Below are 13,118 nucleotides of genomic sequence, written 5' to 3'. Positions count from 1 at the left end.
GAAGTTCCCCACTTATGTACGGCAAGTAACGAAAGTTCTTACGGCAGACGACTGGAGGGCACCGTGGGCGCGGTGAGCATGACCGCCGACCGGAGCGGCGGTCCGAGGATGCGGGCGGACGCGTCACGCAACCGGGAGCGGATCGTGGCCGCCGCGCGCGAGGCGTTCGTGGAGTACGGCGCCGAGGTGACCCTCGACGAGATCGCGCGACGGGCCGGAGTGGGGAACGCCACCATCTACCGGCACTTCGCCGACCGGTCGGAGCTGATCCGCCAGGTGACCCTGGAGGTCATGAACCGGATAGTGGAGCTCGCGGAGTCCTCGCTGACCAGCGAGGGGGACGCGTTCGAGGCGCTGCGGCGCTTCGTCCACGGCGCCGCAGACGAGCGGATCGGAGCCCTGTGCCCCATCCTGTCGGACGGCTGCCGGCCGATGGCGGACGAGCTCGCGGACAAGCGTGAACGTCTCGAACGGGCCGTGCAGGGCATCATGGACCGGGCCCGCGACGCGGGCTCACTCCGCCCCGACGTCGGCCCCGGAGACGTGCTGATCGCGCTGCCGCAGCTCACCCGCCCGCTGCCCGGCACCGGCTGCCTGAAGCTCGGCCGGTTCATCGATCGTCATCTCGAGCTTTTCCTCGACGGGCTCCGCGCTCCGGCGCGCACCCCCCTGCCCGGCGCGGCCGCGACATTCGAGGACCTTCGCGGCCAGAACTGACCACGCCGACCACCCCACAGCCCTTTTTCCCTCACCCGCCGTTCACCTGCAATTTCGCTTTTCCTACATCGTTAGTGAGTTTCTCCATGCCTGAAACGGCCCAGGTCCAGCCGGACCCGCGGCGCTGGAAAGCCCTTGCGTTCATCGCCATCGCCCAGTTGATGGTCGTGCTCGACGGAACCATCGTGAACATCGCGTTGCCCTCCGCCCAGGCCGACCTCGGAATCTCCGACACCAACCGCCAGTGGGTCATCACGGCCTACGCGCTGGCGTTCGGCGGGCTGCTGCTCTTCGGCGGCCGCATCGCCGACCTGTGGGGGCGCAAGCGCGCCTTCACCACCGGCCTGATCGGTTTCGCCACGGCGTCGGCCATCGGGGGCGCCGCCGCCAACGAGGCGATGCTGCTCGGCGCCCGCGCGCTGCAAGGTGCGTTCGGCGCGCTGCTCGCACCGGCCGCGCTTTCGCTGCTCGCGGTGACGTTCACCGAGGTCAGGGAGCGCGCGAAGGCGTTCGGGATCTACGGCGCCATCGCCGGCGGCGGCGGCGCCCTCGGCCTGATCCTCGGCGGCTTCCTCACCGAGTACCTCGACTGGCGCTGGACGTTCTTCGTCAACATCCCCTTCGCCGTCATCGCCGCGACCGGCGCGTTCCTCGTCATCCGCGAGCCGGCCGGCAGCCGCAACGGCAACGGCCTCGACATCCCCGGCGTCGTCCTGGCGACCCTCGGCCTCGTCTCCCTGGTCTACGGCTTCACCCGCGCCGAGACCGACGGCTGGACCTCGGGCGCGACCATCGGCCTGTTCGTCGGTGCGGTCGTGCTGCTCGGCGCGTTCGCGCTGCTCGAGAGCAGGGTGCGGTCTCCGCTCCTGCCCCTGCGTGTGGTGACCGACCGCAACCGCGGCGGCGTGTACCTGTCGCTTGGCCTGGCCATCATCGCGATGTTCGGCCTGTTCCTCTTCCTGACCTACTACCTGCAGGTCATCAAGGGATACTCGCCGGTGCAGACGGGCTTCGCCTTCCTTCCGATGATCGCCGGAATGATCATCGGCTCGACGCAGATCGGCGCGCGCCTCATGACCCGGGTGCCGCCGCGGCTGCTGATGGCGCCGGGCTTCCTGACCGCCGCGATCGGCATGCTGATCCTGACCCAGATGCAGACCGACAGCTCTTACGCAGGCCTGGTCCTGCCCGCGCAGATCCTGCTCGGCCTCGGCATGGGCACGGCGTTCATGCCGGCGATGAGCCTCGCGACGTACGGCGTCCAGCCGCGCGACGCGGGCGTCGCCTCCGCGATGGTCAACACCTCGCAGCAGGTCGGCGGCGCCATCGGCACCGCTCTGCTCAACACGATCGCAGCGAGCGCCGTGACCAGCTGGGTCGCCTCGCATGGCGCCCAGGCGGCCACCCTCGGCAAGGTCGGCTTCGCCAACGAGGCCGCGGTGCACGGCTACGCCACCGCGATCTGGTGGGCGGTCGGCATCCTGCTGGTGTCGGCGATCATCGCGGTCACCTTCATCAACACCGGGCGCCAGGGCTCCACCGTGGTCTCGTCCTCGGACGAGCAGGACCAGGCGACGGTCCCGGTGCTCTCGCACTGACCGGGCGCCGCCGGCGGTAAGGAAAGTCGAGTGAGGGGCCCGGCCTGAGCCGGGCCCCTCAGTCGTCCGAACGGAATCCGGGCGAGATCCGGCGCAAGCTTGAGCAGGGTCCGACCGCGTGAAGGGCCGCCGGGACCGGCGGCCCTTCACGCACGTTCAGCCCAGGACGACCTCGACCGCGAGGTCTCCCCCGGTCTCGGCCAGGACGAGATCCCCGACGGCGCCGGCGGCCCGCACGTCGTGCTCGCCCAGCCGGACGAGGTCCGCCCCGCGCCCGCCGACGGTCACGGCCGCGACCTGCGCCCGCATCGACAGCTTGGCCTCGGACTTCGCCTTGCGCACGTGCCTGAGCACCTCTCCCACTGCCGACAACACGGCGGGGTCGCCCGCGCCGCGGTCCGGCGTCGGCCAGGGCGCGAGGTGGATCGAGCCCTCACGCCACCACGACCACACTTCCTCGGTGACGAACGGCATGAACGGGGCGAACAGCCGCAACAACGTGTCGAGCGCCCGCCGCAGGGCCGCACGGGCGGACGCCGCCGGGGCGTCGGCTCCGCCGTACGCACGCCCCTTCACCAGTTCCAGGTAGTCGTCGCAGAACATCCAGAAGAAGCGCTCGACCACCTCGATCGCCCGGGTGTGGTCGTAGGCCTCGAAGGCGTCCGTCGCCTCGCGCACGACGTCGGCCAGCTGGGCCAGCATGGACAGGTCGACCGGCTCGGTGACCTCCCCGTCGCCCGAGCCCAGCCCGAGGACGAACCTCGACGCGTTAAGGATCTTGATCGCCAGCCGCCGGCCGATTTTGAGCTGCCCGGCGTCGAAGGCCGTGTCCACGCCGTACCGGCCGTTGGCCGCCCAGTAGCGCACCGCGTCCGAACCGTGCTGCTGCAGGAGGTCCATCGGGGTGACGACGTTGCCCTTGGACTTCGACATCTTCTTGCGGTCGGGGTCGAGGATCCATCCGGAGATCGCCACGTCGCTCCACGGCGGGCAGCCGAACTCCAGGTCCGACCTGACCACCGTCGCGAACAGCCACGTCCGGATGATCTCGTGCGACTGCGGCCGCAGGTCGGCGGGGAAGACCCGCCGGAAGAGGTCGTCGTCGGTCTCCCAGCGGCCCGCGATCTGCGGGGTCAGCGACGAGGTGGCCCAGGTGTCCATCACGTCGGGGTCCGCCATGAAACCACCGGGCACGCCGCGCTGGTCCTCGGTGTGTCCGGGCGGCACGTCGGAGCTGGGATCCACCGGCAGCGCGTCCTCCGGGGGCGTGATCGGCTCGTCGTGCACCGGCTCACCGGCGGCGTCGAGCCGGTACCACACCGGGAACGGCACGCCGAAGAACCGCTGCCGGGAGATGAGCCAGTCTCCTGCGAGCCCCTCGACCCAATTCTCGTAGCGCACGCGCATGTGCGCCGGATGCCAGGAGAGTCGGCGTCCCCGGTCCAGCATCCGCTCCCGCAGGCCCGCGTCGCGCCCGCCGTTGCGGATGTACCACTGCCGGGTGGTCACGATCTCCAGCGGCTTGTCGCCGCGCTCGTAGAACTTGACCGCGCGTGACACCGGCCGCGGCTCGCCGTCGAGGTCGCCGGATCCGCGCAGCAGTTCCACGATCCGCTCCCGCGCGCCGTGCACGGTCTTGCCCGCCAACTCCTTGTACGGCTCGGCCGGCACACCCGCGGGCGCGTCCGCGAGCAGCCTGCCGTCCCAGCCGATGACCGGGCGGGTCGGCAGCCCGAGCTCCCGCCACCAGGTGACGTCGGTGACGTCGCCGAACGTGCAGATCATCGCGATCCCGGAGCCTTTGTCCCGCTCGGCGAGGCGATGGGCGAGGACCGGCACCTCCACGTCGAACAGCGGGGTGCGCACACTCGTGCCGAACAGCGGCTGGTAGCGCTCGTCGTCGGGATGCGCGACGAGCGCGACACAGGCGGGGATCAGCTCGGGTCGCGTCGTCTCGATCCAGACGGGCCCCCGCTCTCCGTGAAAGGAGATCCGGTGGAATGCGCCCGGCCATTCCCTGTCCTCCAGCTCGGCCTGGGCGACGGCCGTACGGAACGTCACGTCCCACAACGTGGGAGCCTCGGCCAGGTAGGCCTCGCCTCGGGCCAGGTTCCGCAGGAAGGCCCGCTGCGAGACGGCTTGCGCCTCGTCGCTGATCGTCGTGTAGAGCAGCGACCAGTCGACCGACAGGCCGACCCGCCGCCAGACCTCCTCGAACGCCTTCTCGTCGATCGCGGTCAGCTTGTGGCACAGCTCCACGAAGTTGCGCCGCGAGATCAGCACGTCCCGCTTGCCCGGCTTGTCCGGCGGCACGAAGTCCGGGTCGTAGGGCAGTGACGGGTCGCAGCGCACGCCGTAGACGTTCTGCACGCGCCGCTCGGTGGGCAGGCCGTTGTCGTCCCACCCGATCGGATAGAAGACCGACTTGCCGTTCATCCGCTGATAACGCGCCATGAGGTCGGCATGGGTGAAGGAGAACACGTGCCCCACATGCAGCGAGCCGGACACGGTCGGCGGCGGGGTGTCGATCGAGTAGACCTGCTCGCGCGGCTTCGACCGGTCGAAGCGGTAGGTCCCCTCGGCCTCCCAGCGGGCTACCCATACCGACTCCAGGCCGTCGAGAGTGGGCTTCTCGGGCATGGAGGCGTGGAGCCGTCGCTGTTCGGTCATGCGTCAACGATAGGGCCTGGCCCACCGCCGGCCGGCCTGACAGACGTGTCAGGAGGGGGCTGTCCAAACGGGGCGCGACCCGTTGGGAGAACCTGCGCCGGCGACGGCGGAGCGGAGGGGCCGCCCGGCCGCGCACACCCTGCGCGGTCGGGGAATCCGCCCCGGCGCACACCACCGCAGCTCGGTCCGGCATGATCGACACGACCTCTGACACAGCCCTTTCACGCCGGTTTGATCGCTTAAATGGCACGGGCTAGATTTCGGCGGTCGCGGAACACTTGTGATCGGACAGCCAGGACGGAGGCTGCTGTGCGTGATGCGGTGTCAGGCAAGCGGGAACGTCAAGAGCGATTCGCCAAGGAGTTGCGGGGGCTTCGAGCGGAGGCGGGCAATCCGTCGTTCCGGGTGATGGCGGCCAGGTCGCGCAGCGTCAGCCACGCGACGCTGCACGAGGCGGCCAAGGGCACACGATTCCCCAGTTGGCTGACGACGGAGGCGTTCGTCGAGGCGTGCGGAGGAGACGTCGACGACTGGCGGGCGCGGTGGCGCGAGGCGCTGGGCGAGCCCGCGGCCACGCTCGAAGCGCGGACTGCCGTGACCGAGTCGGAGCCGTCCGCGCCCGAACCGGACGGCGACGTCGAACCGGCGAACGACTCGGCGCCCGAACCGGACGGAGACGTCGGCACGGCGAACGGCTCCGCGCCCGAGACAGGTGACGCCGTCAGCGTGGTGGACGGCACGGCGAACGAGCACGAGAACCTCCCTGACGAGCCGATCGGCACCGCCGGCGTTCCGGAACCTGCGAGGGTTCCGCGACTTCCCGTCCCCCCAGGTGACGGCACCGGAGACGCCCCGGCGGACGGCGCTTCAGCGGACGGCGCCGAGCTGGACGGGGTCCCCGCAAACACTGTCTCCGCGAACACCGTCTTCACGAACACCGTCTCCGCGGACCGCCCCGACCACGTGGCGGAGACTCCGGACGTCCCCTCGAGATCCGCACCGGCAACCGGCGATCCCGAGCCCCCGGTGGAACCGGTCCCCGTCCGGCGTCCGCCGGGGCGGCACCGCCGTACGGCGCTGATCGTCGCGGGCTGCGCCGCCGCGCTGGCCGCCGCCGGCGCGTCCGTCTATCTGCAGTCGCACGACCAGAGGACGCCGGCGCGCGCGAAGCCGGGCCCGGAGCCGACGGCGATGCCGGCGGCCACCTCGTCGGAGGGCATGGTCCCGCGGATCGCGGGTGACAAGAGCGTGTTCGTGGGCGACGTCACGATTCCCGACGGCACGGTCATGGAGCCCGGGCAGCAGTTCACGAAGACCTGGGAGATCGCCAACATCGGGACGGTCCCGTGGCACGGCCGTTTCCTGGAGCGCGCCCAGTTGCCCGCGGACAACGGGACGTGCTCCACGCCGAGCAAGGTTCCGATCCCGGACACCGAGCCGGGTGCACACGTGCGCATCAGCGTGACGGTCATGGCCCCGGACTCCCCCGGCTCCTGCTGGGTCGGCTGGAAGATGGTCGACGGCGAGGACCACCCGTTCCTGCCCGGCTCGCGCCCGATCTACTTCGTGGTCAACGTCGCAGGCTGACCGGCTGTCAGAGCATGTCAGAACCTGTAAGACGCGCTACCTGACAACGCACGCCGCCGCCCATGATGGCTCCGATCTTCAACCGGCCGAAACGGCCGGGGAGTCCATGGCCAGAAAGGCGGCACTTTTGAAGGCAGGACGTTTCGCGAAGGGCGCGATCGTCGCGCTGCTGTGCGCTCCGGCGGTCGCCGGGATCTCGGGGACCGCCCACGCGGAATCGGCTCCGGGATGCGCCGGCACGACCCAGATCGGCTCGACCGCCTACATCACCTCGGGCGGCACGACGTTCGCGTCCGTGAAGCAGTTCGTGGGGTGCGGCAAGAACTGGGCCTACCTCTACGTCTGGGAGGGCTACCGCAGCACGCACAGCACGTGGGACGCGTGCGTCGCGGTCGGCACGACCGGCGACCACGCCCTCAACGGCACCCAGTGCAGGACCCACACGACCGAGATCTGGTCGCTGCCCACCAACACGGTGTCGGTGTGCACGCAGGCCGTCGGCTGGATCCCCGACGGGGCGAGCGCGAAGACCAGCGAGCGCTGCTGACGAGGCTCTCCGGCGCCCGGCGGTCCCCTGTGGGGGCCGCCGGGCGTCCGCGGCGAGCACGCCCGTTCCCGCGGGCGAGGTTCCCCCGCGGCTGACGCCGCTCTTGTGAAAGGACCCCCTTTGAAGTCTGGACCTTCGCGGCTGCGCAAGATATGCGCGCCGCTGATCGGCGCGGCGGCGATGTTCGCCGCGCTGTTCGTCGCGCCGGGCGCGGCCGAGGCCGCCGTCGGCCCGCATTCCTACACGGTCACCGCGACCCTCGACGGGCGCACGGCCAAGGACCTGAACAACCACGCGTACCCCAACAAGTACCCCAACGGCAGCACCATCACGGTCACCTGCCAGGACAGCGGGCCCGACGCCTACGGCAGCACGGTCTGGGACCGCACCTCGGACAGCCTCTGGGTCCCCGACTTCTACGTGAAGACCGGGCACTCGGGCTTCACCGACGAGGTGCCCCGCTGCGTCAACGGCAGCACGCCGGGCAGCGGCACCGGCCGGCCGTACACCGTCTCGGCCACCCTCGACGGGCGCACCGAGCGTGACGTCAACAACCACGCGTTCGTCGACAAGTACCCGAGCGGCAGCGTCGTCTGGATCCTGTGCCAGACGACGGGTCCCGACGCGTACGGCAGCAACCTGTGGGACCTCACCGACGACAACCTGTGGGTCCCGGACTTCTACGTGAAGACCGGCTACAGCGGCCCCACCCCGCAGCTTCCGCGTTGTGGCGGCGACGAGGTCGACCCGCCCTCGACCGGCCCGCACTCGTTCCCGGTGACGGCCACGCTCGACGGCCGCAGCGTCAAGGACGTCAACAACCACGCCTCCGTCGACCGGTACTTCGAGGGCCAGTACGTCGAGATCACCTGCCAGGACAGCGGCCCCGACGCCTACGGCAGCACGATCTGGGACCTCACCGCCGAGGGCTGGTGGATCCCCGACTTCTACGTCAAGACCGGCTACAGCGGCTTCTCCCCCGCTCTGCCCCGCTGCACCTCGGGCGGCGGCTCCACCGGCGGTCACACCTACGTCGTGACGGCCACCCTCGACGGCCGCACGGCCAAGAGCCTGAGCAACCACGCCTACCCGGACAGGTACCCGTCGGGCAGTTCGGTGACGATCACCTGCCAGGCGTACGGTGAGTTCACCTACGGCGGCTCGGCCATCTGGGACAAGACCACCGACGGCCTCTGGGTCGTCGACTACTACGTCAAGACGGGCACGGACGGCTTCGTCGCCGGCCTGCCGCGCTGCGACAACACGCCGCCGCCCGCCGGTGGCGACCCGTCCGGCTGGGACCCCGGTTCGCCGGCCCCGCCGTCCTCCAGCCACCAGGAGAAGGTCAACGCGGCGATCGCGGCCGCCCGCGCCGAGATCACCAACCACCCGCTGTACGCGTGGGGCGGCGGCCACGGCGCCAACCCCGGCCCGACCCGCGGCTTCTGTGACGGCGTCAACGGTTACGACACTCCCGGGCACTGCGCCGCGTCCCAGCGGATCGGATTCGACTGCTCGGGACTCATGCGCTGGGCCTTCTACATGGGAACCGGCGTCGACATGGGCAACCAGACCACGTACACCATGTACAACAGGCGCCCGTCCATCTTCGCCTACACCATTCACCGGGTCTCCGACCTGCAGCCGGGCGACCTGATCCTCAGCCGTCCCGACTCGAGCGGCCGTCCCGCGCACACGGTGATCGTCTCGAAGGTCAGCGGCTCCTCGATCACCATCATCGAGGCCCCGCGCACCACCATCCCCCTCCGTGAGACGGCGTTCCCGACCGACACCTTCGTCGTCGCCTACCGCCTCGCATAACCTCCGCGCACCACAGGGCCCCCGCACTCCCGCGAGTGCGGGGGCCTCGCCGTTCAGTCCGTCTTGCTGAACTCCGCGATCGCGACGGCGAGCAGGACGGCCCCGATGGCCGCCACGACGCCGACCTCCAGCAGAGTCGGCACCCGCCAGCTCCCCCACGTCATGCCCGCGTCGAGCCGCTGCCGTACGGCGGGGGCCAGCGTCAGGTGGGAGAACACGATGCGCCTGATGGGGTCGACCGCGTAGGCGAGCGGGTCGATGCGGTTGAGCACGGCCAGCCAGGTGGGCAGGTTCGACGCCGGGAAGACGGCGCCGGACAGGAAGTACAAGGGCAGGATCAGCATCTGGGTGAGCGCCATGAACGACTGCATCTGCTTGATCCGGGCGGACATCATGACGCCGAAGGCCGTGATGGTGAACGCCAGCAGCAACTGGATGCCGAACACGCCGAGCACGAGATCCGGCGCGTACGGCACGCCGACCAGGCCCGCGATGGCGATGACGATCACGCCCTGGAAGGCGGCCACGGTGGCCCCGCCCGCGCACTTGCCGATGACGATCGAGCTGCGGCGGACCGGCGCGACGAGCATCTCGCGCAGGAAGCCGAACTCGCGGTCCCAGACGATGGAGGCGGCTGAGGCCATCGCGGTGAACAGCACGGCCATGGCGAGGATGCCCGGGTAGAGGAAGGTGCGCAGGCTCAGGCCGCCCGTGCCGCCGGAGGTCAGCTGCGACAGCCCGGTGCCCAGGACGAACAGGAACAGGAACGGCTGCACGAGCGAGGTGAGGATCCGCAGCCGGTCGCTGAAGAACCGGATGAGCTCCCGCTGCCAGACGATCTTGATGGCGCGCAGCTCACCGGCCACGCTGCGGCGGGGAACCCGGATCCGCGGCACCGGCGCGGTCTGGACGGCGGTCATCGGCGCACTCCTCTGAACTTCGCCATGGTGTCCCGGCCGCGCTGGCCGGCGGTCGCCTCCGCGTCACGCATGGTCTTGCCGGTGTAGGACATGAAGACGTCGTCGAGGCTCGGGCGGGCGACGTTGACGGCCCGGATCGGCAGCGGGAACTCCCCGAAGAGCGTGGGGACGAACTTCTCGCCCTGCTCGACGAAGAACGTGACGGCGCCCTCGGACGCGGTCGCCTCCAGCCCGAACCGCTCGGCGAGCAGGGCGATCGCCTTCTCGTTGTCGTCGGTGTCGATCCGGACGCGGTCCTTGCCCACGCTCGCCTTCAGCGCCTCGGGGGTGTCGAGGGCGATGATCCGGCCGTGATCCATGATCGCGATCCGGTCGCAGTTCTCGGCCTCGTCCATGTAGTGGGTGGTGAGGAAGATCGTGATGTCCTCGGCCTGCTTGAGCTCGCGGATGTAGGCCCAGATGGAGCTGCGCGTCTGGGGGTCGAGGCCGACGGTCGGCTCGTCGAGGAACAACACGCGGGGCGAGTGGAGCAGGCCGCGCCCGATCTCCAGCCGCCGTTTCATCCCGCCGGAGAACGTGTTCACCTTGCTCCCGCGCCGGTCCCACAGGCCGACCATGTCGAGCACCTGCCGCAACCGGTCGCCGAGCTCGCTCTTCGGCACGCCGTACAGACCCGCGTGCAGGCGGAGGTTCTGCTCGGCGGTGAGGTAGCCGTCCAGGGTGGTGTCCTGGAAGACCAGCCCGATGTTGCGCCGCACCTCGTCGCGCTCCCGCACGATGTCGTGCCCGGCGACGCTCGCGGTGCCTCCCGTCGGGGTCACCAGGGTGCACAACATGCTGATGGTCGTGGACTTCCCCGCACCGTTGGGGCCGAGGAAGCCGAACGTCTCACCGCCCTCCACCGTCAGGTCGAGGCCCCGCACCGCTTCGAATTCGCCATAGCTCTTGGTCAGGCGGGTCGTGGCGACCGCCGTCCGTGTCATGAGATCTCCTGATTTAAGTACTCTAAGTGTAAGAATGCTCTTAGTGTAAGCAAATCGGGAGCAAGGTATGAACCGCTACGCTGTGCCCATGCGACCGGGCGGGCTGCGTGAGATGAAGAAGAGCCAGACACGTCAACTCATCGCCGACACCGCCGCCTCTCTCTTTCGCGCCCGCGGCTTCGACGACGTCACGGTCGACGAGATCGCCGCGGTCGCCCAGGTGTCGAAGAAGACGGTGTTCAACCACTTCCCCACCAAGGAGGACCTCGTCTTCTACAAGGCCGAGGAGCGGGAGGCCATGTCGCTGGCCGCCGTCAGGGAGCGGGAGCCCGGGGTCTCCATCCTCGACTCGTTCCGGCAGCTGTGCCGGTCGCAGACGCGGCTCGTGGCGGGCATCAGGCGCGATCAGGCGCAGCCCCGCGGGTTCTTCGACCTGGTGAACGCCAACCCCTCGTTGCAGCGGAAGATGTACGAGGTCAACGCCCATCTCGTCGACACGCTCGCCGAGGCCGTGGCCGCCGAGACCGAGGCGGAGCCCGACGACCCGATACCGTCCATCGTCGCCTCCACCCTGATCGGCGCGCAGCGTGCGCTGTACCGCCGGCTGCGTGAGCGGGTGGCGTCGGGCGACGACGACGAGACGATCGAGCGCGCCCACCACGACGACGTCCGCCGGGTCTTCGACCGGCTGCGTGACGGCTTCGGGGACTATCCGTCCCGCTGATCCGTCCCTCTGATCCGTCCGGGCCCGGGGCCCCGGCCCCCGTCACCGGAGGTGCCCGGGGTCACCCAGGGGTCGCCGTCGCACCGGGCGAGCCGTCAAGAGTGAGCCGGAGCAGGAGGCGTGCGCCGCCGCTGGGCGACTCCCCCGCCTCCAGGGTGCCCCCATGGGCATGGGCGATCTCGCGGGCGATCGCCAGCCCCAGGCCGGTTCCGCCGTGGCCGCGGCTGCGGGCCGTGTCCAGCCGGGTGAACCGCTCGAAGACACGCTCCCTGTCGGGCACGGGGATGCCGCACCCGTCGTCGTCCACGGTCAGTTCGGCGAACGGCCCGTCGGTCCGCACGCTGACCTCGACGAGGCTCCTGGAGTGCCGCTGAGCGTTGTCGAGCAGGTTCTTCAGGAGCCGGGCGATCTGGACGCGCACACAGGTGACGCGCACGGGCATGGCCATCCCCACCCTGATCGGCAGTCGGTCGCACCTCTGTGACACCTCTTCCTGGACCAACTCGGTCAGGTTCAGCGACGTCCTGTCGGCGGGTCCGGCGGTTCCCACGCGGGCCAGGAGCAGCAGATCGGTGATGATCGCCTCCAGCCGGTCCACGTCCACCAGGGCGCTGGCGAGCAGCTCGTTCAGGTCGGTGTCCTCCGGATGGAGCTGTCCCATCTCCAACTCCGCGCGCAGGCCCGCGAGGGGCGTGCGCAGCTCGTGTGAGGCGTCGGAGACGAACTGCCGCTGCTGCGCGAGAACGGCGTCCCTGTTCAGCTTGGCCTCCTCGATCCTGCCCAGGGTGGCGTTGACGGTCCTGGCGAGGCGGGCGACCTCGTCCCCGCCCTGCGGCTCGGGCACGCGGGAACTCAGGTCGTCGCCGTTGATGACGGCGAGGTCGTCGCGGATGGCGTTGACCGGCTTCAGCGTCCGGCCGGTGATCTTCCAGGTCGCCAGGGCGGCCAGGAGGACCAGCAGCCCGTCCTGCAGGCCGAAGAGCCGCGCGAAGATCCCCGTCGAGGTCACGCCGGCCGCGAGCCGCCCCGCGTAGACCACCGGCGAGTTCGCCGCGGCCTTGATCCGGAGCGCGGCGAGCCGGACGCATCCCAGGTGCGGCAGACAGGTCTGCACGTCCTCCTCCGGGTCACCCGGTGCGGGCCACGCGGAGGTCAGGGGCGGCATCCCCAGCGCGTCCTTCGACGCGTCGACGACGCGGTGGCCCGGGGCGACGACCTGGACGAGGTCGACGCCCGCGACGCGCGGCACGAGCGGGCCGCGCAGTTCGTTGAGCCGGTCGGCGGCGGCCGTGAGGTTCGCCTGTTCCCTGGCCTCAAGCCAGAGGGCGTTCCCGAGCGCCTGGCGGCCCACAGCGCCCTCCGCGGCACTCGTGGGAAGGAGGAGAAGGATCGCCAGGAGCGTGACCAGGACGGTGAGACGGCCGCGGATCGACTGCGGGCGCAGGTGCCGCGACAGCCTCCGTAACCGGCCGTTCGTGCTGGACGTGCAGGCCACGATGGCCTCCCCGCATACTCCTAGTGGATGTTGTATACAAGAACACGATTTCCGTA

General features: G+C 70.2%; 10 protein-coding genes. 6 read left to right on the top strand and 4 right to left on the bottom strand.

All coding sequences use genetic code 11. From position 1 onward, the window contains the following. The first annotated feature begins 78 nt into the window (after positions 1 to 78). Positions 79 to 717: a TetR/AcrR family transcriptional regulator gene (locus Pph01_RS36840; protein WP_204077912.1), complete on the top strand. Its 639-nt coding sequence runs from the start codon at positions 79 to 81 to the stop codon at positions 715 to 717. Between the two features lie 86 nt (positions 718 to 803). Beyond that, complete coding sequence (locus Pph01_RS36835) at positions 804 to 2,315, top strand: MFS transporter (protein ID WP_204077860.1); 1,512 nt, start codon at positions 804 to 806, stop codon at positions 2,313 to 2,315. Between the two features lie 156 nt (positions 2,316 to 2,471). Here Pph01_RS36835 and valS read toward each other — a convergent pair whose 3' ends face one another. Continuing rightward, entirely contained in the window at positions 2,472 to 4,985 is a 2,514-nt protein-coding gene (gene valS / locus Pph01_RS36830) for a valine--tRNA ligase (RefSeq protein ID WP_204077859.1), read from the bottom strand. A 309-nt stretch (positions 4,986 to 5,294) separates the two neighbouring features. Between valS and Pph01_RS36825 the strand changes: the two genes are divergently transcribed. The 3 genes from Pph01_RS36825 to Pph01_RS36815 all read left to right on the top strand — a co-directional run bounded on the left by Pph01_RS36825 (position 5,295) and on the right by Pph01_RS36815 (position 8,940). Continuing rightward, the gene (locus Pph01_RS36825; RefSeq protein ID WP_204077858.1) at positions 5,295 to 6,572 is read left to right on the top strand and encodes an NBR1-Ig-like domain-containing protein; all 1,278 of its coding nucleotides are present in this window, start codon (positions 5,295 to 5,297) and stop codon (positions 6,570 to 6,572) included. Between the two features lie 127 nt (positions 6,573 to 6,699). Further along, entirely contained in the window at positions 6,700 to 7,119 is a 420-nt protein-coding gene (locus Pph01_RS36820; protein ID WP_204077857.1) for a hypothetical protein, read from the top strand. 120 nt (positions 7,120 to 7,239) lie between these two features. After that, on the top strand, positions 7,240 to 8,940 hold the full coding sequence (locus Pph01_RS36815; protein WP_204077856.1) for an NlpC/P60 family protein: 1,701 nt from the start codon (positions 7,240 to 7,242) through the stop codon (positions 8,938 to 8,940). A 53-nt stretch (positions 8,941 to 8,993) separates the two neighbouring features. Here the strand turns inward: Pph01_RS36815 and Pph01_RS36810 are convergent, their stop codons facing one another. Together Pph01_RS36810 and Pph01_RS36805 are read right to left on the bottom strand one after the other, a co-directional pair. Continuing rightward, complete coding sequence (locus Pph01_RS36810) at positions 8,994 to 9,860, bottom strand: ABC transporter permease (protein WP_204077855.1); 867 nt, start codon at positions 9,858 to 9,860, stop codon at positions 8,994 to 8,996. Next, positions 9,857 to 10,843, bottom strand: coding sequence for an ATP-binding cassette domain-containing protein (locus Pph01_RS36805; protein WP_204077854.1), 987 nt, complete (start codon positions 10,841 to 10,843; stop codon positions 9,857 to 9,859). The genes Pph01_RS36810 and Pph01_RS36805 overlap by 4 nt, the downstream gene beginning before the upstream one ends. A gap of 67 nt (positions 10,844 to 10,910) precedes the next feature. On the opposite strand from Pph01_RS36805, the gene Pph01_RS36800 reads away from it, so the two are divergent. Continuing rightward, the gene (locus tag Pph01_RS36800) at positions 10,911 to 11,567 is read left to right on the top strand and encodes a TetR/AcrR family transcriptional regulator (RefSeq protein ID WP_204077853.1); all 657 of its coding nucleotides are present in this window, start codon (positions 10,911 to 10,913) and stop codon (positions 11,565 to 11,567) included. Between the two features lie 61 nt (positions 11,568 to 11,628). On the opposite strand, the gene Pph01_RS36795 is transcribed toward Pph01_RS36800, so the two are convergent. Next, the gene (locus tag Pph01_RS36795) at positions 11,629 to 13,062 is read right to left on the bottom strand and encodes a sensor histidine kinase (RefSeq protein ID WP_239117293.1); all 1,434 of its coding nucleotides are present in this window, start codon (positions 13,060 to 13,062) and stop codon (positions 11,629 to 11,631) included. Positions 13,063 to 13,118: the final 56 nt, after the last annotated feature.

Origin of the sequence: Planotetraspora phitsanulokensis (assembly GCF_016863295.1) — a bacterium.
In the GTDB taxonomy this organism is placed as follows: domain Bacteria; phylum Actinomycetota; class Actinomycetes; order Streptosporangiales; family Streptosporangiaceae; genus Planotetraspora; species Planotetraspora phitsanulokensis.
Note: the sequence above shows the minus strand (reverse complement) of the source record. Positions and strands in the feature narration are given on the sequence as shown.

Excerpts from the sequence above, each read along its gene's own strand:
- Pph01_RS36840 (WP_204077912.1), top strand. The coding sequence starts at position 79 with ATGACCGCCGACCGGAGCGGCGGTCCGAGGATGCGGGCGGACGCGTCA.
- Pph01_RS36835 (WP_204077860.1), top strand. The coding sequence starts at position 804 with ATGCCTGAAACGGCCCAGGTCCAGCCGGACCCGCGGCGCTGGAAAGCC.
- valS (WP_204077859.1), bottom strand. The coding sequence starts at position 4,985 with ATGACCGAACAGCGACGGCTCCACGCCTCCATGCCCGAGAAGCCCACT.
- Pph01_RS36810 (WP_204077855.1), bottom strand. The coding sequence starts at position 9,860 with ATGACCGCCGTCCAGACCGCGCCGGTGCCGCGGATCCGGGTTCCCCGC.
- Pph01_RS36805 (WP_204077854.1), bottom strand. The coding sequence starts at position 10,843 with ATGACACGGACGGCGGTCGCCACGACCCGCCTGACCAAGAGCTATGGC.
- Pph01_RS36800 (WP_204077853.1), top strand. The coding sequence starts at position 10,911 with ATGAACCGCTACGCTGTGCCCATGCGACCGGGCGGGCTGCGTGAGATG.